At 64.5% G+C, this 24,067-nt stretch carries 20 protein-coding genes; 5 read left to right on the top strand and 15 right to left on the bottom strand.

The annotated features are described in order from the left end of the window. The first annotated feature begins 6 nt into the window (after nt 1-6). The 3 genes from AC1VVG_RS00645 to AC1VVG_RS00635 are packed head-to-tail and all read left to right on the top strand — an operon-like array spanning nt 7 to nt 1,628. Complete coding sequence (locus tag AC1VVG_RS00645) at nt 7-552, top strand: PAAR domain-containing protein (RefSeq protein ID WP_226229748.1); 546 nt, start codon at nt 7-9, stop codon at nt 550-552. Nucleotides 553-556: 4 nt separating this feature from the next. Further along, nucleotides 557-1,225: a M35 family metalloendopeptidase gene (locus tag AC1VVG_RS00640; protein ID WP_083286557.1), complete on the top strand. Its 669-nt coding sequence runs from the start codon at nt 557-559 to the stop codon at nt 1,223-1,225. Next, the gene (locus AC1VVG_RS00635; RefSeq protein ID WP_034188248.1) at nt 1,218-1,628 is read left to right on the top strand and encodes an OmpA family protein; all 411 of its coding nucleotides are present in this window, start codon (nt 1,218-1,220) and stop codon (nt 1,626-1,628) included. The genes AC1VVG_RS00640 and AC1VVG_RS00635 overlap by 8 nt, the downstream gene beginning before the upstream one ends. Before the next feature lie 235 nt (nt 1,629-1,863). On the opposite strand, the gene AC1VVG_RS00630 is transcribed toward AC1VVG_RS00635, so the two are convergent. The 4 genes from AC1VVG_RS00630 to hemE form a co-directional block, all read right to left on the bottom strand. Then, nucleotides 1,864-3,003 (bottom strand): branched-chain amino acid ABC transporter substrate-binding protein, encoded by a 1,140-nt coding sequence (locus AC1VVG_RS00630; protein ID WP_034188163.1) that lies wholly within the window; start codon nt 3,001-3,003, stop codon nt 1,864-1,866. Nucleotides 3,004-3,086: 83 nt separating this feature from the next. Further along, the gene (putA, locus tag AC1VVG_RS00625) at nt 3,087-7,019 is read right to left on the bottom strand and encodes a trifunctional transcriptional regulator/proline dehydrogenase/L-glutamate gamma-semialdehyde dehydrogenase (RefSeq protein ID WP_034188164.1); all 3,933 of its coding nucleotides are present in this window, start codon (nt 7,017-7,019) and stop codon (nt 3,087-3,089) included. 356 nt (nt 7,020-7,375) lie between these two features. Next, the gene (locus AC1VVG_RS00620) at nt 7,376-9,637 is read right to left on the bottom strand and encodes a primosomal protein N' (protein ID WP_124608620.1); all 2,262 of its coding nucleotides are present in this window, start codon (nt 9,635-9,637) and stop codon (nt 7,376-7,378) included. A 452-nt stretch (nt 9,638-10,089) separates the two neighbouring features. Then, a complete protein-coding gene (hemE, locus tag AC1VVG_RS00615) occupies nt 10,090-11,184 on the bottom strand; it encodes a uroporphyrinogen decarboxylase (protein WP_482835102.1) in 1,095 nt (364 codons plus the stop codon). 144 nt (nt 11,185-11,328) lie between these two features. On the opposite strand from hemE, the gene AC1VVG_RS00610 reads away from it, so the two are divergent. Together AC1VVG_RS00610 and AC1VVG_RS00605 are read left to right on the top strand one after the other, a co-directional pair. Then, the gene (locus AC1VVG_RS00610) at nt 11,329-12,126 is read left to right on the top strand and encodes a transporter substrate-binding domain-containing protein (protein ID WP_175027855.1); all 798 of its coding nucleotides are present in this window, start codon (nt 11,329-11,331) and stop codon (nt 12,124-12,126) included. Nucleotides 12,127-12,405: 279 nt separating this feature from the next. Further along, nucleotides 12,406-12,561 (top strand): hypothetical protein, encoded by a 156-nt coding sequence (locus AC1VVG_RS00605; RefSeq protein ID WP_167361860.1) that lies wholly within the window; start codon nt 12,406-12,408, stop codon nt 12,559-12,561. Between the two features lie 297 nt (nt 12,562-12,858). On the opposite strand, the gene AC1VVG_RS00600 is transcribed toward AC1VVG_RS00605, so the two are convergent. The 11 genes from AC1VVG_RS00600 to AC1VVG_RS00550 all read right to left on the bottom strand — a co-directional run bounded on the left by AC1VVG_RS00600 (nt 12,859) and on the right by AC1VVG_RS00550 (nt 24,065). Beyond that, nucleotides 12,859-14,586 carry an AMP-binding protein gene (locus AC1VVG_RS00600; RefSeq protein ID WP_049030888.1) on the bottom strand — a complete coding sequence of 576 codons (1,728 nt, stop codon included), beginning with the start codon at nt 14,584-14,586 and terminating at the stop codon, nt 12,859-12,861. 241 nt (nt 14,587-14,827) lie between these two features. After that, nucleotides 14,828-15,253 (bottom strand): F0F1 ATP synthase subunit epsilon, encoded by a 426-nt coding sequence (locus tag AC1VVG_RS00595; RefSeq protein WP_006477288.1) that lies wholly within the window; start codon nt 15,251-15,253, stop codon nt 14,828-14,830. Between the two features lie 104 nt (nt 15,254-15,357). Beyond that, the gene (gene atpD, locus AC1VVG_RS00590; protein WP_034188169.1) at nt 15,358-16,752 is read right to left on the bottom strand and encodes a F0F1 ATP synthase subunit beta; all 1,395 of its coding nucleotides are present in this window, start codon (nt 16,750-16,752) and stop codon (nt 15,358-15,360) included. Nucleotides 16,753-16,818: 66 nt separating this feature from the next. After that, the gene (atpG, locus tag AC1VVG_RS00585) at nt 16,819-17,694 is read right to left on the bottom strand and encodes a F0F1 ATP synthase subunit gamma (protein ID WP_034188170.1); all 876 of its coding nucleotides are present in this window, start codon (nt 17,692-17,694) and stop codon (nt 16,819-16,821) included. A 119-nt stretch (nt 17,695-17,813) separates the two neighbouring features. Continuing rightward, nucleotides 17,814-19,355 (bottom strand): F0F1 ATP synthase subunit alpha, encoded by a 1,542-nt coding sequence (gene atpA / locus AC1VVG_RS00580; RefSeq protein WP_034188171.1) that lies wholly within the window; start codon nt 19,353-19,355, stop codon nt 17,814-17,816. A gap of 44 nt (nt 19,356-19,399) precedes the next feature. Continuing rightward, the gene (locus AC1VVG_RS00575; RefSeq protein ID WP_034188172.1) at nt 19,400-19,939 is read right to left on the bottom strand and encodes a F0F1 ATP synthase subunit delta; all 540 of its coding nucleotides are present in this window, start codon (nt 19,937-19,939) and stop codon (nt 19,400-19,402) included. Between the two features lie 2 nt (nt 19,940-19,941). Next, nucleotides 19,942-20,412 carry a F0F1 ATP synthase subunit B gene (locus AC1VVG_RS00570; RefSeq protein ID WP_006477283.1) on the bottom strand — a complete coding sequence of 157 codons (471 nt, stop codon included), beginning with the start codon at nt 20,410-20,412 and terminating at the stop codon, nt 19,942-19,944. A 129-nt stretch (nt 20,413-20,541) separates the two neighbouring features. Next, nucleotides 20,542-20,811 carry a F0F1 ATP synthase subunit C gene (gene atpE / locus AC1VVG_RS00565; RefSeq protein ID WP_006482730.1) on the bottom strand — a complete coding sequence of 90 codons (270 nt, stop codon included), beginning with the start codon at nt 20,809-20,811 and terminating at the stop codon, nt 20,542-20,544. 75 nt (nt 20,812-20,886) lie between these two features. Further along, nucleotides 20,887-21,738 (bottom strand): F0F1 ATP synthase subunit A, encoded by an 852-nt coding sequence (gene atpB / locus AC1VVG_RS00560; protein ID WP_012492242.1) that lies wholly within the window; start codon nt 21,736-21,738, stop codon nt 20,887-20,889. 109 nt (nt 21,739-21,847) lie between these two features. Then, complete coding sequence (locus AC1VVG_RS00555) at nt 21,848-22,369, bottom strand: ATP synthase subunit I (protein WP_034188173.1); 522 nt, start codon at nt 22,367-22,369, stop codon at nt 21,848-21,850. Nucleotides 22,370-22,934: 565 nt separating this feature from the next. After that, nucleotides 22,935-24,065 carry an SLC13 family permease gene (locus tag AC1VVG_RS00550; RefSeq protein ID WP_049030887.1) on the bottom strand — a complete coding sequence of 377 codons (1,131 nt, stop codon included), beginning with the start codon at nt 24,063-24,065 and terminating at the stop codon, nt 22,935-22,937. Between the last annotated feature and the right edge of the window lie 2 nt (nt 24,066-24,067).

The following is a 24,067-nucleotide window of genomic DNA, read 5'->3' as shown; positions in this document are numbered from 1 at the left end:
GCTCCTGTGATCCGCTACTTTCTTGCCAAAGGCGACCACGCCGGTGATGCGGTCATTATCGAAGGTCTCGACACCGTGACCTGTTCCGATCCACCACCGCGCGTTCATATCGCCACACTCGATATGAAGACCTACTGTTCGGCCTGCAAGCGTGAAGGGCACATCGCACCGCAAGGGCCGCGCTGGCCTGGTACCGGCCCGAACGGCAAACAATGGGCATTGAGCGGAGACATCAATGTCTGCGAATGCCATCCGCCGCCGGTCTTTTACGCTGAGCGCGGCATGCGGATGATTTTCACTGCGGACGAGATAGCGACGCTGGATAGGCCTAAACCTGGTGCAGCCGATCGGTCATTTGCTCGATCGAGCGTCATGCACGACGAGCAATTCATCTTGCTCGATGGCAGCCGTCGGCCGCTCGCAAACGTCCGCTATCGAGTGGTGACCGACACCGGGCAGATCTTCACGGGTACCACCGATTCGGACGGGCAAACACGTCGAATCGTTACCGACGCTGCGGCGTTCCTGAAAATCTATACAGCGGGCCATTGAGACAATGAAAAATTTTGCTGCACATGACGATGAGGAATGGTTCCTCGTACACTCGGGCACCGCCACCAATACCAACCCCGGATCGATGGTGGAAGTAACAATCAACACCGAGAAAATATGCCCGAACATGACCAACAAGGAATTTCGAGAAATGGTCTTGAGCATACGGGATCGAGCCGTTTCTCTCGTCGACAAAAGAATCACGGATTTGCAACGCTGGTCCAGCACCGACAAGGCACGCGTACTACAATGGTTTGGCAGAACAGACGAAGGCACGCGCAGGATACTACTAACAGGGCTGACTGCAATCACCGAAGTACTCAAATCGCTTACGGGCCACAACTTTACGCGATGGGATAGCGAGCGATTCAAGCATATCGGATGCGTTCCAAATCCAAATCAGTCAGGCGTCGCCGCATCAGTGTGCTCACCGGATACCGCAACCCATACAATCGCAATACACGTCGACTTTTGCACGATGCGTGACTTCTCATGGGAAAAGGATTCGATGATCTCCACCCTGATTCATGAGGCAAGTCATTTTGACGATACAATGGGAACCAGAGATCACAGATACTTTATGGAAGATTGCTTGACATTCGGAGCCGAAAATCCGAATCAAGCAATCAACAATGCCGACAGTATTGCAGGATATATTATATATAATGCCTAAACTTATTCTCGGCCTATGCCTCTTCATTTCCAGCCCATCATTTGCGTGCATCGCCAGCGAAAATTTCGACATCTACTTCTCGCCAAATAGCTCACATATATCCAATTCAGAAATCATCCGCATTACAAAATGGGCAATCGATAAAAAAATCGATTACGCCAATCACTTCACCAAAGAAACAACACTGATTAGCGGCCATGCTGAAGAAGGGGAGCAAAGAGCACTGTCCCTTGCACAGTCCCGAATGCAAACCGCGTATGCGCTGCTGGAGCAGCTAGGTTTTCTACGCGGCATCATCAAGACGAGCGTCCACGTCTATTCGCACGGCGACGTGGACAATGGAAGGCGTGTGGAAATCTCCTTCCTGCCTGATTGCCCTAACAAGTGCTGCGACGGCAAGTAACCTAATACTGCCGTCAGTCACTTCGACGAGTCGTTGACCTGCACTGGTGGCACGCCTGGCGGAACCTATCGACCGCGCATGATCCTGCAACGCATCGCCACACCATCGCCGGCAGGATTCATATGCACTACCCGGCCGTGCACCGACAAAGAAAAAGCCACCGGCCCCAAACGATCCGATGGCTTTCGCATGTTCAACGGGGCGACGACGTCGCCGCCCGCGACTCACAGGCTGCTTACTTGCCGCCGATGCTCTTCAGCGGCTTCCACTCGCCCTTCTCGACCTTGTACATCGTGATGCCGCCGTTCTTCAGGTCGCCCTTCGCGTCATACGCGACGTGCGTCGACGTCACGCCGGCCATGTCGGTCTTCGCGAGCACCGGCAGGTATTTCGCCGGATCGGTCGAATCGGCCTTCTTCATCGCGTTCAGCATCGCCATCGCGCCGTCGTACGCGTACGGCGAGTACGTCTGCACTTCTTCGCCGAAACGCTTCTTGTACTTGTCCGCGTAGGTCTTGCCGCCCGGCATCTCTTCCAGCGGGAGGCCGGCCAGCGAAGCGATCGTGCCGTCGGCCGCGTTGCCCGCGATCTTCAGGAACGTCGGCGTCTTCACCATTTCGCCGCTCATCAGCGGTGCGGTGAAGCCCAGCGCCTTCATCTGCTTGACCATCGGCGCTGCCTGCGAATCCGCGCCGCCGTAGTAGACCATGTCCGGCTTCGCAGCCTTCAGCTTGGTCAGGATCGCCTTGAAGTCGACCGCCTTGTCGTTCGTGAATTCACGGTCGACGATCGTCGCGCCGCCGGCCTTCGCCGCCTTCTCGAACTGGTCGGCGAGACCCTGGCCGTAGGCCGTGCGGTCGTCGACGATCGCGATCTTCTTCATGCCGAGATCCTTCGCCGCGAACGTGCCGGCCACCGAGCCCTGCTGCGTGTCGGACGTCATCATGCGGAAGGTCGTCTTGTAACCCTGCTGCGTGTATTCCGGCGCCGTCGCCATCGCGATTTCCGGAATGCCCGCGTTCGCGTAGATGCGCGAGGCGGGAATCGTCGTGCCCGAGTTGAAGTGGCCGAGCATGCCCTTGATGCCGTCGTCGACGAGCTTCTGTGCAACCGTCGTGCCCGTGCGCGGGTCAGCCTGGTCGTCCTGCGTGCTCAGCACGAACTTCACCGGCTTGCCGCCGATCTTCGGGTTCGTCGCGTTGAAGTCTTCCAGCGCGAGCACGATCCCGTTCTGCATGTCCTTGCCGTAGTGCGCCTGCGCGCCCGTCATCGGCCCTGCGTAACCGATCTTCACGTCATCCGCATGGGCCGTCCCCGCCAGCGACATGACGGCGACGAACGTCGCGCCTGCCACCTTTTTCATCGTGTGTTGCATAGCATCTCCTTGGTACCAGGGTAAATGAAGCGGCTTCGGGATCGCCTTGCCGCTTCTTTGTTTGATCCGAACGGCAAGGATGATCAGCCGATCGTCATCAAATTCGCATTGCCGCCCGCCGCGGCCGTATTCACGCTCACCGAGCGTTCCGTCAGGAGCCGCTCGAGCGCGTAGTCTTCCGCATCGCCGTTCTCGAACGCGCCCACCGACACGCCCTGCACCGATACGATCGGGCCCGGGCGCTGCGCGACGTCCTTCACGAGCGTCTGCAGTTCGTCGCTGTCGCCTTCGAACAGCACCGCGTCGAACGGCGCGTCGGCCTGCTTGCGCACGCTCGCATGCGCCTTCAGCGACGCCGGCAGCGCGGCGACCAGCGCCTCGCCGGCCGCGCCCGCGAACAACGCGCGGTTGCCGGTGGCCAGCACCGCCGCGAACTGCGCGCGCGCGCCGCTCGGGGTGGCCGCGACACACAGCACCGTGCCGCGCGGGCCGAGTGTATACGTGTTTCGCTCGCCCGTCGGCCCGGTCAGCACGGCGGTCGCGCCGGCCGGCACCTGTGCCAGATAGCCGTCGCAACGCGCGGCCAGTGCCGGCTCGCGTTGCTCGATCAGCCAGTCGCGCAGCGTCGTGAGCGCCGCCGCCGGATTGCCGCGCGCATCGCCTTCGACCGCGCCGTCCGCGATCAGCGTCTGCGCGAGCGAACGCGGCAGGCCCGACGGACGCGTCGCGAGCAGGCGCTGCAGGTACAGCGCGCCCCCGGCCTTTGGACCCGTGCCCGACAGCCCTTCGCCGCCGAACGGCTGCACGCCGACCACCGCACCGATCACGTTGCGGTTCACGTAGATGTTGCCCACGTGCGCATTCGAGATCACGTGCGCGATCGTCTCGTCGATCCGCGTGTGGATCCCGAGCGTCAGCCCGTAACCGGTCGCGCGGATCTGCTCGAGCAGCTTGTCGAGCTGGCTGCGGCGGTAGCGCACCACGTGCAGCACGGGGCCGAACACTTCGCGCTTGAGCTCGTCGATGCTGCCGATCTCGATCAGCGTCGGCGGCACGAACGTGCCGTGCGCGCAGGCCTCGGGCGTCGGCAGTTGCGTGACCGCATGGCCCTTGTCCTTCATCGTCGCGACGTGCGCGTCGATCGTCTGCTTCGCTTCACCGTCGATCACCGGGCCGACGTCCGTCGACAGCCGGTCGGGGTTGCCGAGCGCCAGCTCGTGCATCGCGCCCTTGAGCATCGTCAGCGTGCGGTCCGCGACGTCGTCCTGCAGACACAGAACGCGCAGCGCCGAGCACCGTTGACCGGCCGAGTCGAACGACGACTGCATCACGTCCGCGACGACCTGCTCCGCGAGCGCCGACGAGTCGACGATCATCGCATTCTGGCCGCCCGTTTCCGCGATCAGCGGAATCGGCTTGCCCTCCGGGTCGAGGCGCGCGGACAGCGTCTTGTTGATCAGGCGCGCGACTTCGGTCGAGCCCGTGAACATCACCGCACGCGTACGCGGATCGGCGACCAGCGCCGCGCCGACGGTCTCGCCGGTGCCCGGCAGCAGCTGTACCGCGCCGGCCGGCACGCCGGCCTCGCGCAGCAGGCGCACGGCCTGCGCGGCGATCAGCGGCGTCTGTTCGGCCGGCTTCGCGAGCACCGTGTTGCCGGCGGCGAGCGCCGCGGCGACCTGGCCCATGAAAATCGCGAGCGGGAAGTTCCACGGGCTGATGCAGACCACGGGGCCGAGCGGGCGATGCGTGTCGTTCGAGAACTCGTCGCGGATCTGCGCCGCGTAGTAGCGCAGGAAGTCGACCGCTTCGCGAATCTCGGCGATCGCGTTCGGCAGCGACTTGCCGGCTTCGCGCACGATCAGGCCCATCAGCGTGTGCATCTGCGCTTCGAGCAGGTCGGCTGCGCGCGCCAGGCAGTCAGCGCGGGCGTCGACCGGCGTCGCCTGCCAGATCGGCGCGGCGGCTACCGCGTGCGCGAGCGCCGCGCTCACGTGTTCGGCCGTCGCCTCGCTGACCGTGCCGACCAGGTCGCGCTGGTCGGCCGGGTTGCGCACGTCGCGTGCCGGTGCGTCGGCGAGCGCGTCGTCGGCGAGCATCGGCGCCGCGCGCCACGGATGATGCGCGCTCGCGAGCAGCGCGGACGACAGCGAGGCGAGCCGGTGTTCGTTCGACAAATCGAGGCCCATCGAATTGGGACGCTCGTCGCCGTACAGGTTGCGCGGCAGCGGGATCTTCGCGTGCGGCGCGCCGAGCGGCACGACTTTCGACGCTTCGTCGACCGGATCGGCGACCAGTTCCTTCACCGACACGGTCTTGTCCGCGATACGGTTCACGAACGACGTGTTCGCGCCGTTCTCGAGCAGGCGGCGCACGAGGTACGCGAGCAGCGTCTCGTGCGTGCCGACCGGTGCGTACACGCGGCACGGACGGTTCAGCTTGTCGCGGCCCGTGACCTCCTCGTACAGCGGCTCGCCCATCCCGTGCAGGCACTGGAATTCGTACTGGCCCGGGTAGTAGTTCTGGCCCGCGAGCTGGTAGATCGCGGCCAGCGTGTACGCGTTGTGCGTCGCGAACTGCGGGTAGACGGCGTCGGGCGCCGCGAGCAGCTTCTTCGCGCACGCGAGGTACGACACGTCGGTGTAGATCTTGCGCGTATAGACCGGATAGCCTTCGAGGCCGTCGACCTGCGCACGCTTGATCTCGGTATCCCAGTACGCGCCCTTCACGAGGCGGATCATCAGGCGGTGACGGCTGCGGCGCGCGAGATCGATCAGGTAGTCGATCACGAACGGGCAGCGCTTCTGGTAGCCCTGCACCACGAAGCCGATGCCGTTCCAGCCCGCGAGATCCGGATCGAAGCACAGCGCCTCGAGCAGGTCGAGCGACAGCTCGAGGCGGTCGGCCTCTTCAGCGTCGATGTTCAGGCCGATGTCGTAGCGGCGCGCGAGCAGCGCGAGTGCGCGCACGCGCGGCAGCAGCTCGCTCATCGTGCGGTCCTGCTGCGAGCGCGAGTAGCGCGCGTGCAGCGCCGACAGCTTGATCGAGATGCCCGGGCCTTCGTAGATGCCGCGGCCGCCGGCCGCCTTGCCGATCGCGTGGATCGCCTGTTCGTACGACGCGTAGTAGCGCTGCGCGTCCTCTTCGGTCGTCGCCGCTTCGCCGAGCATGTCGTACGAGTAGCGGAAGCCGCGCGCTTCGTACTTGCGGCTGTTCGCGAGCGCTTCGGAAATCGTCTCGCCGGTGACGAACTGTTCGCCCATCAGGCGCATCGCCATGTCGACGCCCTTGCGGATCAGCGGCTCGCCGCCGCGGCCGATCAGGCGCGTGAGCGCCGACGACAGGCCCGCTTCGCTGTTGGTCGTCACGAGCTTGCCGGTGATCATCAGCCCCCAGGTCGCCGCGTTCACGAACAGCGACGGCGCGTGGCCGACGTGCGAGCGCCAGTCGCCCTTGCTGATCTTGTCGCGAATCAGCGCATCGCGCGTCGCGCGATCGGGAATGCGCAGCAGCGCCTCGGCGAGGCACATCAGCGCGACGCCTTCCTGGCTCGACAGCGAGAACTCGTGGATCAGCCCTTCGACGCCGCCGCCCGAGCTTTTCTCGCGCAGCGCCTCGACGAGCTTCGTCGCGAGCGCCTGCACGTCCGCCTGCAGGTTCGCCGGCAGGCGCGCCTGACCGAGCAGGAACGGCACGCATTCCGGCTCCGGGCGGCGGTACGCGGCCGTGATCGCCGCGCGCAGCACCGATTGCGGCTGAACGTTCTGCGCGAACTCGAGGAACGGATGCGGCGAGTTGTCGTCGTCGCCGTCCGCCGCCTGACCGTCGGCGAGCTCCGTCACGCCGCTGTGGCCCGACAGTTCGGGCGGCAACTGGCCGTGCTCGATCCGCTCGAGATACGCGAAGATCGCCTGCTTGATCAGCCAGTGGGGAGTGCGCTCGAGGCGCGCGGCTGCGTCCTTGAGGCGCGAGCGGAGAAGGTCGTCGACTTTGACGCCGAGAGTCGTGCTTGCCATGGTGGGTTCGTGCGCCGGTGCGAGCCCGGCGATGTGGTGTAAGAGGATGCGCGAAATCCTACGGCACGCAATAAAAAGGTGCAACCAAATTACCGAACAGGTTGCACCCACAAGTTAGCCAATATAATCAGCCACTTATGTGGTTGCAACCTAGGGGTTGCCCGTGGTCGGCGGATCGGTGTTTTCCCTGATCGGGCCGGCTGATCGCGCGTGTGCAACCGTCGACGCGCGTGGAAGCGGCCGAAAACGGGTTGCACTGGGTGGGAGAAACGATGCGACGCCCGGTTCGGACGCGCGACGAGAGGCAGGCGGGTGACGCCCGGCGGGCCGGGCTTCTTCATACGGCAGCGCGCCGCTCAGATATCCAGCGGGTCGACTTCGACGCTCCACCGCAGCACGCCCTTCAGCGCCCGCAGTGCCGGCTGCCACGCGCGCAGCGCATGCTGCAGCGCCGCCCGCGATGCGCTTTCGAGCAGCAACTGCGCGCGATGGACGTTCGCGACCTTGACGATCGTCATCGGCACCGCGTCGTACACGGTCACGCGATCGGCGCCCGGCAGCCCCGGCAATGCGGCCGCGGCCTGAAGCAGGAACGCGAGCGCCGCGTCGAGCGTGCGCCCTTCGGCGCGCAGCAGCGCCTGGTAGACGAACGGCGGCAGGTGCGCGTCGCGGCGCTCGCCGAGCGTCGAATTCGCGAAGCCGACGTAATCCTGCCGCCCGAGCGCGTGATACAGCGCATGACGCGGGTAACGCGTCTGCACCATCACCTCGCCCGGCAGCCCGGCCCGCCCCGCGCGGCCGCTCACCTGCATCAACTGCGCGAACAGCCGTTCGCTCGCCCGGAAATCGTGCGAAAACAGCGCGGTGTCGGCATTAAGCACGCCGACGAGCGACACGCGCTGAAAGTCGTGCCCCTTCGCGATCATCTGCGTGCCGACCAGGATGTCGACCTCGCCCGCATGCACGTCGGAGAACAGCGCCTGCGCGCTGCCCTTGCGGCGTGTGCTGTCCGCGTCGATCCGCAGCACCCGCGCGCCCGGCACGGCCTCGGCGAGCGCCTCCTCGATACGCTGCGTGCCGCGCCCGAGCGGCGCGATGTCGACGTTCCCGCACTCGGGACACGACCGAGGAATGCGCGCCTCCCAGCCGCAGTGATGGCAGCGCAGCGCATGCTCGGGCTTGTGCAGGACGACGTACGCGCTGCAGCGCGGACAACCGGCGACCCAGCCGCATGCGTCGCACGCGAGCTGCGGCGCGTAACCGCGCCGGTTCAGGAACACGAGGCTCTGCTCGCCGCGTTCGAGCCGCGCCTTCAGCGCCGCGACGAGCGGCCCCGACAGCCCGCCCATCGACGCGCGGCCGCGCCGCCGCTCCTCTTCGAGATCGATCAGCCGCACGGTCGGCAGCGTCGCGTCGGCCACCGCGCGGCGCGACAGCGTGAGCTTCGTATAGCGCCCCTGCTCGGCCTGCCACCAGCTTTCGAGCGACGGCGTGGCCGAGCCGAGCACGACCGTGATGCCGAGCTGCTTGGCGCGCCACACGGCGAGATCGCGCGCCGAATAGCGCAGCCCTTCCTGCTGCTTGTACGCCGGCTCGTGCTCCTCGTCGACGACGATCAGCGCGAGCGTCGGCATCGACGCCAGCACCGCCAGGCGCGTGCCGAGCACGATCCGCGCGCGGCCCGTGTGGGCGGCCAGCCAGTTGCGCGCCCGCTCGCCCTCGGCGAGCCCGCTGTGCAGCGTGACGATCGCGTCGTCGGCGAGCGCCCCCGCGAAGCGCGCGCGAAACGCGGCCTCGAATTGCGGCGTCAGGTTGATTTCGGGCACGAGCACGAGCGCCTGCGCGTCCGGCCGTGCATCGAGCAGCGACGCGAGCGCATGCAGATAGACCTCGGTCTTGCCGCTGCCCGTCACGCCGTGCAGCAGGAACGGCGCGAAGCCCGCTGCCGCGCGGATCGCGTCGAGCGCCTCGGCCTGCTGGTCGGTCAGTGCCGGCGGCACGGTTCGTCCACCGGTTGTCGACAGGTTATCCACAGCTTTGGGCACAGGCGCATCGGCCCAGCCGATCTCCTCCACGTCGACCCAGCCGCGCGCGGCCCAGTCGTCGAGCGTCGCGGCCGCCTTCGGATGCAGCGCCCGCGCGTCGGGCAGCGTCAACGAACCGGTATCGACGAGCGCCTGTGCAAGCCGCCGCAGCGCGGCGCCGCGCGCGGGCAATGCATCGGGCAACGCCGCGCGGCCGGCTTCGGTCGGCTGGTAGCGCACTTCGGGCGCGAGCAGCCGCCCCCAGCGCCCGGCGTCGCGCAGCGCCTGCGGCAGCGCCGGCAGCGCAACCTCGCCGCGCCCGCGCTGATAGTAGTCGGCGGCGAACGACACCAGGGCGAGCCAGTCCGCCGACAGCGGGGGCAGGTCGGCGCAGATCGCGTCGACCGCGCGCAGCCGTGACGGCGGCACATCGGTGTGAGTCGTCACTTCGCAAACGAGCCCGACGGCCTGCCGCTTGCCGAACGGCACCTGCACGAGCGTGCCGGGCACGGGTGCCGGCTGCGCGTCGCAGCGGTAGTCGAACAGGGTCGCGAGCGGATGGTCGAGCGCGACGCGCAGGTAGGTGCCGCTCATTGCGGCGCCCCACCGGCAGCGGCACGCGAAGGACAGGCGGCTTGCATCCGCGTCCGCATCGCGGCAGCGAACTTAAAGTAAAACTTCAGATTCCGCGCTAAGTTTTGGATTCGCATTAGGAATCGCCGTATACCCTGCCCAGTCCTGTGGATAACTTTGTTGAGAACTCGCCCCCGAATGGCCGCAACGCGCGCGGGGCCGTGCTTTCCGCTGTTTTTCGCCGCGCGGGGCGCCGCCCCGCGGAGCCTTATTCCATAAGGCTGCTATTCAAATTACCGAACAATAGCGAGACAAATTGACCGATACAGGGCTCTACCGCGCTGCAACGTGGAAAATGTGTATAAGTCAAGTCTTGACAAGCACCGGATCGGCAGCGGGAGCGGGGTTGCGCCCTGTTTAGTCCCGACAGCGAAACGCTGTCATCCCGCAGTGCAGCATGACAACGCTTGCGTTCAGCCAGCGGCTCGGCTACGGATCGCGCGGCTGTGGTTGTGTACTTCGTCGACGAGTTCGGCGACGTGATCGGGCGACGTGAATTGCGAGATGCCGTGGCCGAGGTTGAACACATGGCCCGGATGGTTGCCGTAGCTGTCGAGCACCGCGCGCGCCTGTTCGCGCACCGCGGCCGGCGGCGCAAACAGGATCGTCGGATCGAGGTTGCCCTGCAGCGCGACACGCCCCGCGACGCGCTTGCGCGCGGCGCCGAGGTTGACCGTCCAGTCGAGCCCGACCGCATCGACGCCGGTCGCCGCGATCTCCTCGAGCCACAGCCCGCCGCCCTTCGTGAACGTGATCACCGGCACGCGCTCGCCGTCGTGCTCGCGCTTGAGCTGGCTCACCACGCGGCGGATGTAGTCGAGCGAGAAGCGCTGGTATGCGCCGTCGGCCAGCGCGCCGCCCCACGTATCGAAGATCATCACGGCCTGCGCGCCCGCTTCGATCTGCGCGTTCAGGTACGCGGCCACCGCCTGCGCATTCACGTCGAGGATCCGGTGCATCAGGTCGGGGCGCGAATACGCCATCGACTTCACCGTGCGGAAATCGTCCGATCCGCCGCCTTCGACCATGTAGCACGCGAGTGTCCACGGGCTGCCCGAGAAGCCGATCAGTGGCACGCGCTGGCGGCCCTGGCCGTCGGTGAGCGCGCGGCGGATCTCGCGCACGGCGCCCGTCACATAACCGAGCGTCTCCTCGATGTCCGGCACCGCGAGCTTCGCGACGTCGGCCTCGGTGCGCACCGGATGCGCGAACTTCGGCCCTTCGCCGACCTGGAAGTCGAGACCGAGCCCCATCGCGTCGGGAATCGTCAGGATGTCCGAGAACAGGATCGCGGCGTCGAGCGGGAAACGCTCGAGCGGCTGCAGCGTCACCTCGGTCGCGTAGTCGGGATTCTTCGCGAGGCCGAGGAAGCTGCCGGCGCGCGCACGCGTCGCGTTGTATTCGGGCAGGTAGCGGCCGGCCTGGCGCATCAGCCAGATCGGCGTGTAGTCGGTCGGCTCGCGCAGAAGCGCACGCAGGAAGGTGTCGTTGAGCAGGTTATGGGCCACGGTAGGAGCGACGATGCGAAGGCAAAGCGGCATTTTACCGGACAGCCGCCCTCACGCTGCGCATGCCGACGCGATGGCGGCCATATGACGCGCGCGATGGCTCCGTTATGATCGGACGCTCATATCGAATGAAGGAGGAGACCGATGAAGACATTCGCCACGCTCGCCGCGGCCGCGCTGCTCTGCTGCGCCGCCGCGCACGCGCAGACCACCACCGGCACCACCGCCGCGCCCGGTGCCGGTGCGCGGCTCGACGACGTGCTCGCGCGCGGCACGCTGCGTGTGTGCACGACGGGCGACTACAAGCCGTATTCGTACTACCGCGCGGACGGCCGTTTCGAGGGCATCGACATCGACATGGCCGAATCGCTCGCGAAATCGCTCGGCGTGAAGACCGACTTCGTGAAGACGAGCTGGCCGAACCTGACCGCCGATTTCGTCGCGAAATGCGACATCGCGGTGGGCGGTGTGTCGACGACGCTCGAGCGCCAGAAGCGCGTGTTCTTCACGCAGCCGTACGTCGTCGACGGCAAGACGCCGATCGTGCGCTGCGCGGACGCCGACAAGTACCAGACCGTCGCGCAGATCGACCGGCCCGAGACGCGTGTGATCGTGAATCCGGGCGGTACCAACGAGCGGTTCGCGAAACAGTTCTTCACACATGCGAACCTGACCGTCTATCCGGACAACGTGACGATCTTCAAGCAGATCCTCGCGGGCAAGGCCGACGTGATGGTGACGGATGCGTCCGAGACGCAGTTGCAGCAAAAGCTGAATCCGGGGCTGTGCTCGGTGCATCCGGACAAGCCGTTCCAGTTCGGCGAGAAGGCGTACATGGTGCCGCGCGGTGACGTCGTGTTCCAGCAATACGTCGACCAGTGGCTGCATCTCGCGCTGTCGACCGGCGAATACCAGGCGATTTCGGACAAGTGGCTGAAGTAAGAAGCCCGTCCGCGGCGGCCGATAACGGGCATCGACCCCGTGGCCGCCGCCTGCCGAATGCGCGGCATGGCGGCGGCGAACCTGCCGCCGTTACACATTGCCCTCGCGTCGCCCGACCCGACAATCGGCGCGAAACCACCCGAATCGGCCGATCGGCCGACTTCCGCGCATTCCGATCACGTTTCAAAATCTTTCTGACGAATGAATCGTCATCCGCGGTATCGATCATGCCGCGCACTTTCTGACGTGAAAATCGGCCATTCATCGCGCCCGATACGCATGAAAAACGCATCGTGCGCATCGGCTGAAAACGCAGCGGAAAATATGGGTAAAAATGACCTTTTTCAGGACCCCGAAAACAGCAAAAAATCCCGGGAAGCCTTATCTGGCGGGCGTTACAACCTGAAACACTTTGTTACCGCGACGGGTCATTAATTCGCCCACAATGGCCTCAACGGTTTCAACACGGATGCGGTCTCGTGTGCCAAGTGTGAGCGGACGCGAAGCGCTGCGAGCCAGTCGGTCACGTACCGAAGCCCTTCCGAGGGGCATCCCTGTTGGAGTCGTTTCCGGCCCCCCGCCGGATTCGGTTTCATCTTTGGTCTCCTCGCGCTAACCCCGTAGCGTGTGGTTTTTAGCGGGCTAATAAGCCCGCTTTTTTTCGTCCATCGAAAACGTAACGGCCCGCAGGCCGCCACGTCTTTTCCCGCATTTTTCCCGCGCCGTCCCGCATCAAGCGGTCTTCTGCACGTCGAGCTTCAGCTCCTCGATCATCCGGTCGCGCATCACGAACTTCTGCACCTTGCCCGTCACCGTCATCGGCAGCTCGTCGACGAAGCGGATGTAGCGCGGAATCTTGTAGTGCGCGATCTGCCCGCTGCAGAACGCACGCACGTCGTCCTCCGTCATCTGCTCGTCCGCGCGCAGCACGATCCACGCGCACAGCTCCTCGCCGTACTTCGCATCCGGCACGCCGAACACCTGCGCGCTCTGGATCTTCGGATGCCGAAACAGGAACTCCTCGATCTCGCGCGGATAGACGTTCTCGCCGCCGCGAATCACCATGTCCTTCAGGCGGCCGACGATATTGCAGTAGCCGTCCGCATCGAGCGTCGCGAGGTCGCCCGTGTGCATCCAGCCGTCGACCAGCACCTCGCGCGTCTTCGCGTCGTCGTCCCAGTAGCCGAGCATCACCGAATAGCCCTTCGTGCAGAGCTCGCCCGTCGCGCCGACCGGCACGATGTCGCCGCTCGCATCGACGATCTTCACTTCCAGGTGCGGCTGGATGCGGCCGACCGTCGTCGTGCGCTTCTCGAGCGGATCGTCGGTCGAACTCTGGAACGATACGGGGCTCGTCTCCGTCATCCCGTACGCGATCGTGATCTCCGACAGGTGCATCTGCGACACGACGCGTTTCATCGTCTCGATCGGGCACGGCGAGCCGGCCATGATCCCGGTGCGCAGCGTCGAAAGATCGAAGGTCGAGAACGCCGGATGATCGAGCTCGGCGATGAACATCGTCGGCACGCCGTGCAGCGCGGTGCAGCGCTCGCCGGCCACGGCCGCGAGCGTCGCAACCGGATCGAACGCCTCGCCGGGGAACACCATCGCCGCGCCTTTCGACACGCACGCGAGCACGGCCAGCACCATCCCGAAGCAGTGATAGAGCGGCACCGGGATGCACAGCGTGTCGTGCTCGGTGAAGCGCATCGCGGTCGCGATCGAGCGCCCGTTGTTGACGACGTTGCGGTGCGTGAGCGTCGCGCCCTTCGGGCTGCCGGTCGTGCCGCTCGTGAACTGGATGTTGATCGGTTCGTTGGCCGTGAGCGTCGCGCCGATTGCATCGAGCAATGCCGGATCGACGGCCTGGCGGCCGCGTGTCATCACGTCCGCGAAGCGGAACATGCCGGCCGGCGCGACGTCGCCCATCGACACGACCGTGCGCAGGCTCGGCACGCGTGCCGCGTGCAGGTCGCCCGGCGTCGTGGTCGCGAGCTCCGGCGCGATGGCCTGCAGCATCTCGACGTAGGCCGACGACTTGAAGCGCTCGGCCGTGATCACGGCCTTGCAGCCGACCTTGTTCAGCGCGTATTCGAGCTCGGCGAGCCGGTAGGCCGGATTCAGGTTGACGAGCACCGCACCGATGCGCGCGGTCGCGAACTGCGTGAGCAGCCATTCGCTGCGGTTCGGCGACCAGATGCCGACGCGGTCGCCCTTCACGATACCGAGCGCGGCCAGCCCCGCCGCGAGCACGTCGACCTCGTTCGCGAACTCGCGCCAGGTCCAGCGCACCTGCTGCTCGCGGAACACGACGGCCGGACGGTCGGGAAAGCGGCCGGCGGTGTCGCGCAGGAACCGGCCGATCGTCGCTTCGGACAGCGGCACGTCGGTCGCGCCACGCACGTACGACAAGCCGTTCTCGGGCGCGATCAGCGCGCCCACGCCAAGGTCTGCTGCCATGAATGTCTCCGTCTTTTGATCTGATCGGCCCGCGCGCGCCTGCCGCGCCCGCCTCCATCGCCTCGATCGCGACGGACAGCCTCACTGCGGATGATGCCGCGCTCCGCTGACGACACTCTGACATCAATTCGCGGCGGACGGATGAAATAGCACGACCGGACGGAATGATCTGGCCCGCAATCCGCAGACGAAAAAAAAGCAGCCCGAAGGCTGCTTTCTTTCGCGGGATACGCGGCGCGGCTTAGTGCCGGCTGCGGATCTTCGCCAGACGCTGGATCGCTTCGAGCTGCGCCATCGCGGTCGCGAGCTCGGATTGCGCCTTCGCGAGGTCGAGATCCGACTTCGCGTTCTGCAGCGTTTCCTCGGCACGCTTGCGCGCTTCCTCGGCTTTCGCCGCGTCGAGGTCCTTGCCGCGGATCGCGGTATCGGCGAGCACCGTCACGGCGCCCGGCTGCACTTCGAGAATGCCGCCCGCGACGAACACGAATTCGTCGTTGCCGCCCTCGACTTCGATGCGCACCGCACCCGGACGAATCCGCGTGATCAGCGGCGTGTGACCCGGCAGAATGCCCAGCTCACCCGTTTCGCCCGGCAGCGCGACGAATTTCGCCTCGCCCGAGAAGATCTGCTCTTCCGCGCTGACGACGTCTACTTTGATGGTTGCCATATCGACTCCTGGTTGAGCGTATTACGTGGGCGCCGTGTCTCCTGTCCCCGGGGGTACAGGAGAATCAACGACCTCAACGGCGCCCGCTGCGTTACACCCGACCCTTACTGGATCTTCTTGGCCTTTTCGAAGGCTTCGTCGATCGTGCCGACCATGTAGAACGCCTGTTCCGGCAGGTGGTCGCACTCGCCGTCGACGATCATCTTGAAGCCGCGGATCGTTTCCTTCAGCGGCACGTACTTGCCCGGCGAGCCCGTGAACACTTCAGCAACGTGGAACGGCTGCGACAGGAAACGCTGGATCTTACGTGCACGTGCGACCGACAGCTTGTCTTCCGGCGACAGTTCGTCCATGCCCAGAATCGCGATGATGTCGCGCAGTTCCTTGTAGCGCTGCAGCGTCTGCTGAACGCGACGGGTGATCGAGTAGTGCTCTTCACCGATCACGTTCGGGTCGATCTGGCGCGACGTCGAGTCGAGCGGGTCGACCGCCGGGTAGATACCCAGCGAAGCGATGTCACGCGACAGAACGACGGTTGCGTCCAGGTGGCCGAAGGTCGTCGCCGGCGACGGGTCGGTCAAGTCGTCCGCAGGGACGTACACGGCCTGGACCGACGTAATCGAGCCCTTCTTGGTCGACGTGATGCGCTCTTGCAGCTTGCCCATTTCTTCAGCCAGCGTCGGCTGATAGCCCACTGCCGACGGCATACGGCCGAGCAGTGCCGACACTTCGGTACCGGCCAGCGTGAAACGGTAGATGTTGTCGACGAAGAACAGCACGTCGAGGCCTTCGTCACGGAAGTGCTCGGCCATCGTCAGGCCGGTCAGCGCGACGCGCAGACGGTTGCCCGGCGGCTCGTTCATCTGGCCGTACACCAGCGCGACCTTGTCGAGAACGTTCGAGTCCTTCATTTCGTGGTAGAAGTCGTTCCCTTCACGGGTACGCTCGCCCACGCCCGCGAACACGGAGTAACCGCCGTGTTCCTTCGCGATGTTGTTGATGAGCTCCATCATGTTGACGGTCTTGCCCACGCCAGCACCGCCGAACAGGCCAACCTTGCCGCCCTTGGCGAACGGGCAGATCAGGTCGATGACCTTGATACCCGTTTCGAGCAGTTCGGTCGACGGCGACAGTTCGTCGAACGCCGGAGCCTTCTGGTGGATCGAACGCGTATGTTCGCTTTCGATCGGGCCGGCTTCGTCGATCGGACGGCCGAGGACGTCCATGATCCGGCCGAGGGTCGGCTTGCCGACCGGCACCGAGATCGGCTTTGCCGTGTTCTTCACGGTCAGGCCGCGGCGCAGGCCGTCGGAAGCACCCAGACAGATGGTACGGACCACGCCGTCGCCCAGCTGCTGCTGGACTTCGAGCGTCAGTTCCGAGCCATCGAGAATAAGCGCGTCGTAGATCTTCGGCATGCTGTCGCGCGGGAATTCCACGTCGATAACGGCGCCGATGCACTGTACGATCTTGCCTTCTACCAAAGCAGCAGTACTCATCGCTTTTCCTTTAAATACCTGATTCTTTACTCGCGCAAAGGCGCAGTTGTCGTCCCGGGCGCGCGCTTAAACAGCGGCTGCGCCGCCGACGATCTCCGACAGTTCTTTCGTGATCGCGGCCTGACGGCTCTTGTTGTATACGAGCTGCAGTTCGCTGATCACCGTCTTCGCGTTGTCGGACGCGGCCTTCATCGCGACCATGCGCGCCGATTGCTCGGACGCCATGTTTTCCGCGACGGCCTGGTACACCAGCGCCTCGACGTAACGCACGAGCAGTTCGTCGACGACTGCCTGCGCGTCCGGCTCGTAGATGTAGTCCCACGACGTGGCCGGCGTACCGTCATCGGCTTCGAAGTGTTCCGACGACAGCGGCAGCAGCTGCTCGATCACGGCTTCCTGCTTCATCGTGTTGACGAAGCGCGTGTAAGCGATATAAACCGCCGACAGCTTGCCTTCCGAATACAGATCGAGCTGCGTCTTCACGGCGCCGATCAGCTTGTCCAGATGCGGGGTGTCGCCGAGGTGCACGACCTGCGACATCACCTTCGCGCCGAAGCGGTTCAGGAACCCGAGGCCCTTGCCGCCGATCGCGGTGGCTTCGACCTTCTGGCCCTTCTCTTCCAGCTCCTTGAACTTCTGCACCGTCGCACGCAGCACGTTGGTGTTCAAACCGCCGCACAACCCCTTGTCCGTCGTGACGAGGATGATGCCGGCCGTCTTCGCGCCGTCGTTTGCCACCATGAACGGGTGGCGGTACTCCGGGTTCGCACGGCTCATGTGCGCGGCGATGGCACGGACCTTGTCCGCATACGGACGAGCGGCGCGCATGCGTTCCTGCGCGCGGCGCATCTTCGATGCGGCCACCATCTCCATCGCCTTCGTGATCTTGCGCGTGTTCTGCACGCTCTTGATCTTGCCGCGAATTTCCTTCATTCCAGCCATAGCTTGCTCCTTTGCGCCCCGGGTTAGCGCTTTAGCGCTTTACTCGGGGCTCATGCATCGCTCACCGAAGCGGCGCGGGCGCATCAGCACCCGCGCGGCCTCAATGTGTCACTCGCGGATCAATAGGCACCGGACTTCTTGAAGGATTCGATCGCCGAGCGCAGTGCGCCTTCGTCGTCCTTCGAGAGATCCTTGGTGTCTTCGATGCGCTTGATGAGGTCAGCGTGGCTGGTCTTCAGGTTTTCGCGCAGGCCCTTCTCGAACGACAGCACTTGCTTGACGTCGAGATCGTCGAGGTAGCCGTTGTTCGCGGCGTACAGCGACACGGCCAGTTCCCAGACCTGCAGCGGCTGGTACTGCGGCTGCTTCAGCAGTTCCGTCACGCGGCGGCCGCGCTCGAGCTGCTTGCGGGTCGCTTCGTCGAGGTCCGATGCGAACTGCGCGAATGCAGCCAGTTCACGGTACTGCGCGAGGTCGGTACGGATACCGCCCGACAGCTTCTTCACGACCTTCGTCTGAGCGGCGCCACCGACTCGCGACACCGACACGCCGGCGTTGATTGCCGGGCGGATGCCTGCGTTGAACAGGTCGGTTTCCAGGAAGATCTGGCCGTCGGTGATCGAGATCACGTTCGTCGGAACGAACGCGGTCACGTCGCCCGCCTGCGTTTCGATGACCGGCAGTGCCGTCAGCGAACCGCTCTTGCCCTTCACTTCACCGTTCGTGAACTTCTCGACGTACTCTTCCGACACGCGAGCGGCACGCTCCAGCAGGCGCGAGTGCAGATAGAACACGTCGCCCGGGTACGCTTCACGGCCCGGCGGGCGGCGCAGCAGCAGCGAGATCTGACGGTATGCCCAGGCTTGCTTGGTCAAGTCGTCATAGATGATCAGCGCGTCCTGGCCACGGTCGCGGAAGTATTCGCCCATCGTGCAGCCAGCGTACGGTGCGAGGTACTGCATCGCGGCCGAATCCGACGCCGAAGCGGCGACGACGATCGTGTATTCCATCGCGCCCGTTTCTTCGAGCTTGCGAACCACGTTCATGATCGACGAAGCCTTCTGGCCGATCGCGACGTAGATACAGATCAGGTCCTTGCCCTTCTGGTTGATGATCGCGTCGAGCGCCACCGCGGTCTTGCCGCACTGACGGTCGCCGATGATCAGCTCACGCTGGCCACGGCCGATCGGCACCATCGCGTCGATCGACTTGATGCCCGTCTGCACCGGCTGCGACACCGACTTGCGCCAGATCACGCCCGGGGCGATCTTTTCGATCGCGTCGGTCAGCTTCGCGTTGACCGGGCCCTTGCCGTCGATCGGGTTGCCGAGCGCATCGACCACGCGGCCGACGAGTTCCGGACCCACCGGCACTTCGAGAATGCGGCCCGTCGTCTTGACGACGTCGCCTTCCGAGATGTGTTCGTATTCGCCGAGAATCACCGCGCCGACCGAGTCGCGCTCGAGGTTCAGCGCGAGACCGAACGTGTTGCCCGGAAACTCGAGCATTTCGCCCTGCATCACGTCCGACAGGCCGTGGATACGCACGATACCGTCGGTCACGGAGATCACGGTGCCCTGGTTGCGAACGTCTGCGCTCGCTTCAAGGCCCTGGATCCGGCTCTTGATCAGCTCGCTGATCTCAGAGGGATTGAGTTGCATTATTCGCTCCTGATAGTCAATTCTGTTGCGTGCCGGCGTGGCGCTCAGGCGGTCAAGGCAGCCTGCATCGATGCGAGGCGCGCGCGAACCGAGGTGTCGAGCACTTCGTCGCCGACCGTCACGCGCACGCCGCCGATCAGCGACGAATCGACTTCGACCGTCGGTTTCAGCTTGCGCTTGAACTTGCGTTCGAGGCCCGAGACGAGACTGTCGAGATCCGCGCCGTTCAGCGGGAACGCGCTCACGATCTCGGCGTCGGCTGCGCCTTCACGTTCGTTCTTGAGCGCCTCGAACTGCTCGGCAATTTCCGGCAGCAGCGCGATGCGATGATTGTCGACCAGCATCTGCACGAAGTTCTTCGCTTCGGCGCCGGCCGCGAGCGGCGACTTCACCGCAGCAAGCAGCAACTCGGCTACTTGCGTGCGCGTCACCTTCGGGCTCGACGCGACCGACAGCACTTCCGGCAGACGCGCAACCTGGGCCAGCTCTTGCACGAGCGTGGACCAGGCGGCGATGTCACCGCCCTCGGCCACGCGGAACAGCGCTTCTGCGTAAGGGCGGGCGATGGTTGCAAGTTCGGCCATGATCAGAGCTCGGCTTTCAGTTGATTCAGCAGTTGGGCGTGGGCCGTTTGATCGACTTCGCGCTTCAGGATCTGCTCGGCGCCCTTCACGGCCAGCGCGGCGACTTCGCCACGCAGCGCTTCGCGCGCCTTCACGATTTGCTGTTCTGCTTCCGCCTTCGCCTGAGCGACGATGCGGGCGGCTTCAGCCTGGGCGTTGGCCTTGATTTCCTCGGCGACCGCCTGGGCACGCTTTTCGGCGTCGGCGATGCGCTGCTGGCCGTCGTTGCGGGCCTGCGCGAGTTCCTGGTCCACGCGCTTGTGCGCTGCGTCGAGTTCCGCCTTGCCCTTCTCCGCGGCGGCGAGGCCGTCGGCGATCTTCTTCGAACGTTCGTCGAGGGCGTTGATCAACGGCGGCCACACGAATTTCATCGTGAACCACGCGAGGACCAGGAACACGACCATTTGCGCAAACAGAGTTGCGTTGAGATTCACGGTGTTTCCTTATCTGCTATTCCGGAAAAATGAAACGGTAAGGCGCTCATCGAGTTGCATTCGATCAGCGCCCCAAGTCTCCGTTCCGCCCTGCGCCGGCTCACGCCGGACGCATATTTCCGAGGAACCTTAGCCTGCGAGCTTCGACAGGAGCGGGTTCGCGAACGCGAACAGCATTGCGACACCAACGCCGATCAGGAATGCAGCGTCGATCAGGCCAGCCAGCAGGAACATCTTCGTTTGCAGCGGGTTGATGAGTTCCGGCTGACGCGCGCAGGCTTCGATGTACTTGCCACCCATCAGCGCGATACCGATACAGGCGCCGATTGCACCCAGGCCGATGATGATGCCGATACCGATGGCGGTCAGACCCTGGATGTTGGCGATGTAAGCTTGCATGATCACTCCTTTGTGAAAAGACTTGGAACTGAGATTTAAAAAACTAAAACGAAGACTCTTTCTTGCACGCCGCGCTTAGTGCTTGTCGTGCGCCTGGCCGAGATACACCAGCGTCAGCATCATGAAAATGAATGCCTGCAACAGAACAATCAGGATGTGGAAGATTGCCCAGACGCTACCCGCGATCACATGACCAACGAAGCCGAGGAACGTTGCGTCGCCACCGAAGCTCCACATGCTGCCGAGCAGGGCGATCAACAGGAACAACAGCTCACCCGCGTACATGTTGCCGAACAGCCGCATACCGAGAGAAACGGTCTTCGCGAGATATTCGACAATGTTGAGCGCGAGGTTCGGGATCCACAGCAGCGGGTGTGCGCCGAACGGTGCCGACAGCAGCTCGTGCACGAAGCCGCCCGCGCCCTTGATCTTGATGCTGTAGTAGATCATCAGGACGAACACGCCGAGCGCGATGCCGAGCGTGCCGTTCAGGTCGGCCGTCGGGACGATGCGATGGTGGGAAATCACGTCCGACAGACCGAGCAGGCCGATCACGCGGCCCGGCAGGTCGACCGGGAGGAAGTCGAGGGAGTTCATCAGCGCGACCCACACGAACACCGTGAGGGCGAGCGGAGCGATGAAGGTACGATTGCCGTGGACGATGGCCTTCGACTGGTCTTCGACCATTTCGACGAGCATCTCGATCGCGCACTGGAAGCGGCCCGGCACGCCCGACGTCGCCTTGCGGGCGGCCAGACGCAGCAGGACGATCGTCACGATGCCGCACACGATCGACCAGAACAGCGTGTCGAGATTCCAGACGTGGATGTCGAAAATCGACGTCTGATGCGAGGTGGAGAAATTCTGCAAGTGGTGCGCAATGTACTCGGACGGATCCGGACCGCGCGTGCCTTCGCTAGCTGCCATATCGTTAATGCCACCCAAATTGTCGAAAATCGTTTTGCCTGTTCCGCAACACGCTATTGCGGGAACGGGCCGGTGCGGTTCGCTGTCGAAACCGCACGCTGCTTGTTCCTTACCGCCAGGCCAGCGCGATCCAGTAGGTCTTCAGCACGACGAGGTACGTGACGAGGAACGGCACCCAGTGCACGCCGGCCCAGCCGAACGCCACTGCGGTGAACATCCCGATCGTCAGAGCGAGCTTCAGGGCTTCGCCCATCACCCAGCTCATCACGGTGGCCGAGCCACCTGCCTTCAGTCGTGCCACGAATACCGCACTTGGCACCCAGCCAATCGCTCCGCCCAGAAACGCGGATTGCGCAGCGGCGCCCGGCGACTTCGAAAACAGCCACCACGCCAGCGTTGCAACCAGGGACAGGACCACTTGCGCGAACACCACCTTGTAGGGGGTCACGCGCGAGGGCTTGCTCACGTTCGGACCGAACAGCCTCTCGGCTTCCGTCCGTGTAAGCGGAACGATGTTGTTATCTTGCTGCTCGACATCCCAGTCGTCGGATTCGCGCCACTCACCGGCCGCCGAAGCGGGGCGTTGCGTTCGCTGATCATCGTGCCTGTCGTCCGGCGCCTGACCCGCCATCGCAATCTTCCGCAAAGTCCTTGAACCCGACCCCAAGCTTTCTGAAAGCTTTCAGGGGTGCCTAGCTAACAAATCCGGGCGATTGTAAGCGATAGTTGCAAGTGATTCAAGGCTTTAGACGCGACAAAAACCTGCATAAAACGACGCCTCATCATGTGAAAAAACACCCGATTCGACGACGTACGATGACAGTTGTAAGGTCGATTTCTTGCACCGGTATTTCTTGCGCGTAAAACGCCGGCGGCAGGGGGAATGACGGGGAAACGATGCCCGGTACGGGTCCGGGCGGAGCGGCACGATCGCCGCGGGAAATGCGCGGTGAAACACTCGCCCGGAATGACTTGGCACGACGGCCCGGAACACGCGAAGCGCCCTGGCCGATCGGTCGTGCGCGACGGGTGAAATTCGACCGGACGCTCGCGCATCGATACGTCCAATCAGTTGTCGCGCCACCACAGGTGTTCGACTGTGGGTTGCGGCACTTATCAACAGCCTATAACCACCGCGAACACCGCACCCTTCCCCGCCCCTCGAATCGCACACCTGTGCCGCGCACCCGCCCTGCTCAACCGTGAACGAGCAACCACGCGCCAAGTGCCGCGCTCACGAGCGCGAACGGAATCGACACCAGATGAAACGGCAGCCACATGCGCGGCTCCTTCGCGAGACGCACCGCGATCAGGTTCGCGAGCGAACCGATGGCAAAACCGAAACCGCCGACCGATACGCCGAACGCCAGCGCACGCCAGTCGTGCGTGAATTCCGACAGCAGGATCGCCGCCGGCACATTGCTGATCACCTGTGACAGCACGGCGCCCGCGGCATAGACGCGCAGCGGCGAATCGAGCCGCGCATTCGCGATCGTGTCGTGCACGACGGGCAGCGCGGCCGCGCTGCGCAGCACGACGAACATCAGCACGAAGATCAGCAGCAGCAGCCAGTCGATCTTCAGGACTGCGTTGCGTTTGACGGCGAGCAGGACGATGGCGACGCCGACGAGGCCCGGCAGCGGATGGTGGGCATCGGCGAGCAGTACGAATGCAGCGAACAGCACTGCCGCGATCAGCGCGTGCATGCGCTGTACCGGTAACGCGATGGCGTCGCCGGACAGATCGAGCGGCTTCGCGCGAAACATGAACGCGGTCAGCACGAGCAGCAACGCCATCAACGCAAGCGCCAGCGGCCCGAGCGTAACCACGAAGCGGCCGAACGACACGCCGCTCAATTGCCACAGGAAAAGATTCTGGGGATTGCCGAGCGGTGTCGCGACGGACCCCGCGTTGACGGCCAGCGCGACGACGATCACGAGCCGCCGGAACGGTAGCGGCGTCAGTGCACGCAGCGACACCATCAACGGCACGACGACGAACAGCGCGACGTCGTTGGTGAGCCACATCGACAGTACCGCGGCGAATCCGACCAGCAGCATCGCGAGCCCGCGTTCGGAATGCACGTGATGCACGATGCGGTGCGCGAGCCACATCAGGCAACCGGACAGCTCGAGTGCCTTGGTCAGCATCAGCAGGCCCGCGAGCGTCGCGACCGTCTGCCAGTCGACGCGACCTGCAAGCACCGAAAATGGTTGCGGACGCACCCATTGCAGCACGATCAGGCCGAGTGCAAGCACCGACAGTACCGGTTCCTGCGCAAGCCATCCGAGCCACCGGCGCGGCGCCGGTGCGCCCGTCTTCTCCATTG

It is taken from the genome of Burkholderia sp. L-4, assembly GCF_056856535.1.
This window is presented reverse-complemented; position numbering and strand designations above follow the sequence as displayed.

Coding starts and splice junctions, on each gene's coding strand:
- atpE (WP_006482730.1), bottom strand. CDS start 20,811: ATGCAAGCTTACATCGCCAACATCCAGGGTCTGACCGCCATCGGTATC.
- AC1VVG_RS00635 (WP_034188248.1), top strand. CDS start 1,218: ATGCCTAAACTTATTCTCGGCCTATGCCTCTTCATTTCCAGCCCATCA.
- AC1VVG_RS00610 (WP_175027855.1), top strand. CDS start 11,329: ATGAAGACATTCGCCACGCTCGCCGCGGCCGCGCTGCTCTGCTGCGCC.
- atpG (WP_034188170.1), bottom strand. CDS start 17,694: ATGGCTGGAATGAAGGAAATTCGCGGCAAGATCAAGAGCGTGCAGAAC.
- AC1VVG_RS00550 (WP_049030887.1), bottom strand. CDS start 24,065: ATGGAGAAGACGGGCGCACCGGCGCCGCGCCGGTGGCTCGGATGGCTT.
- AC1VVG_RS00620 (WP_124608620.1), bottom strand. CDS start 9,637: ATGAGCGGCACCTACCTGCGCGTCGCGCTCGACCATCCGCTCGCGACC.
- putA (WP_034188164.1), bottom strand. CDS start 7,019: ATGGCAAGCACGACTCTCGGCGTCAAAGTCGACGACCTTCTCCGCTCG.
- AC1VVG_RS00600 (WP_049030888.1), bottom strand. CDS start 14,586: ATGGCAGCAGACCTTGGCGTGGGCGCGCTGATCGCGCCCGAGAACGGC.
- atpB (WP_012492242.1), bottom strand. CDS start 21,738: ATGGCAGCTAGCGAAGGCACGCGCGGTCCGGATCCGTCCGAGTACATT.
- atpD (WP_034188169.1), bottom strand. CDS start 16,752: ATGAGTACTGCTGCTTTGGTAGAAGGCAAGATCGTACAGTGCATCGGC.
- atpA (WP_034188171.1), bottom strand. CDS start 19,355: ATGCAACTCAATCCCTCTGAGATCAGCGAGCTGATCAAGAGCCGGATC.
- AC1VVG_RS00575 (WP_034188172.1), bottom strand. CDS start 19,939: ATGGCCGAACTTGCAACCATCGCCCGCCCTTACGCAGAAGCGCTGTTC.
- AC1VVG_RS00595 (WP_006477288.1), bottom strand. CDS start 15,253: ATGGCAACCATCAAAGTAGACGTCGTCAGCGCGGAAGAGCAGATCTTC.
- AC1VVG_RS00640 (WP_083286557.1), top strand. CDS start 557: ATGAAAAATTTTGCTGCACATGACGATGAGGAATGGTTCCTCGTACAC.
- AC1VVG_RS00605 (WP_167361860.1), top strand. CDS start 12,406: ATGAAAAACGCATCGTGCGCATCGGCTGAAAACGCAGCGGAAAATATG.
- AC1VVG_RS00555 (WP_034188173.1), bottom strand. CDS start 22,369: ATGGCGGGTCAGGCGCCGGACGACAGGCACGATGATCAGCGAACGCAA.
- AC1VVG_RS00630 (WP_034188163.1), bottom strand. CDS start 3,003: ATGCAACACACGATGAAAAAGGTGGCAGGCGCGACGTTCGTCGCCGTC.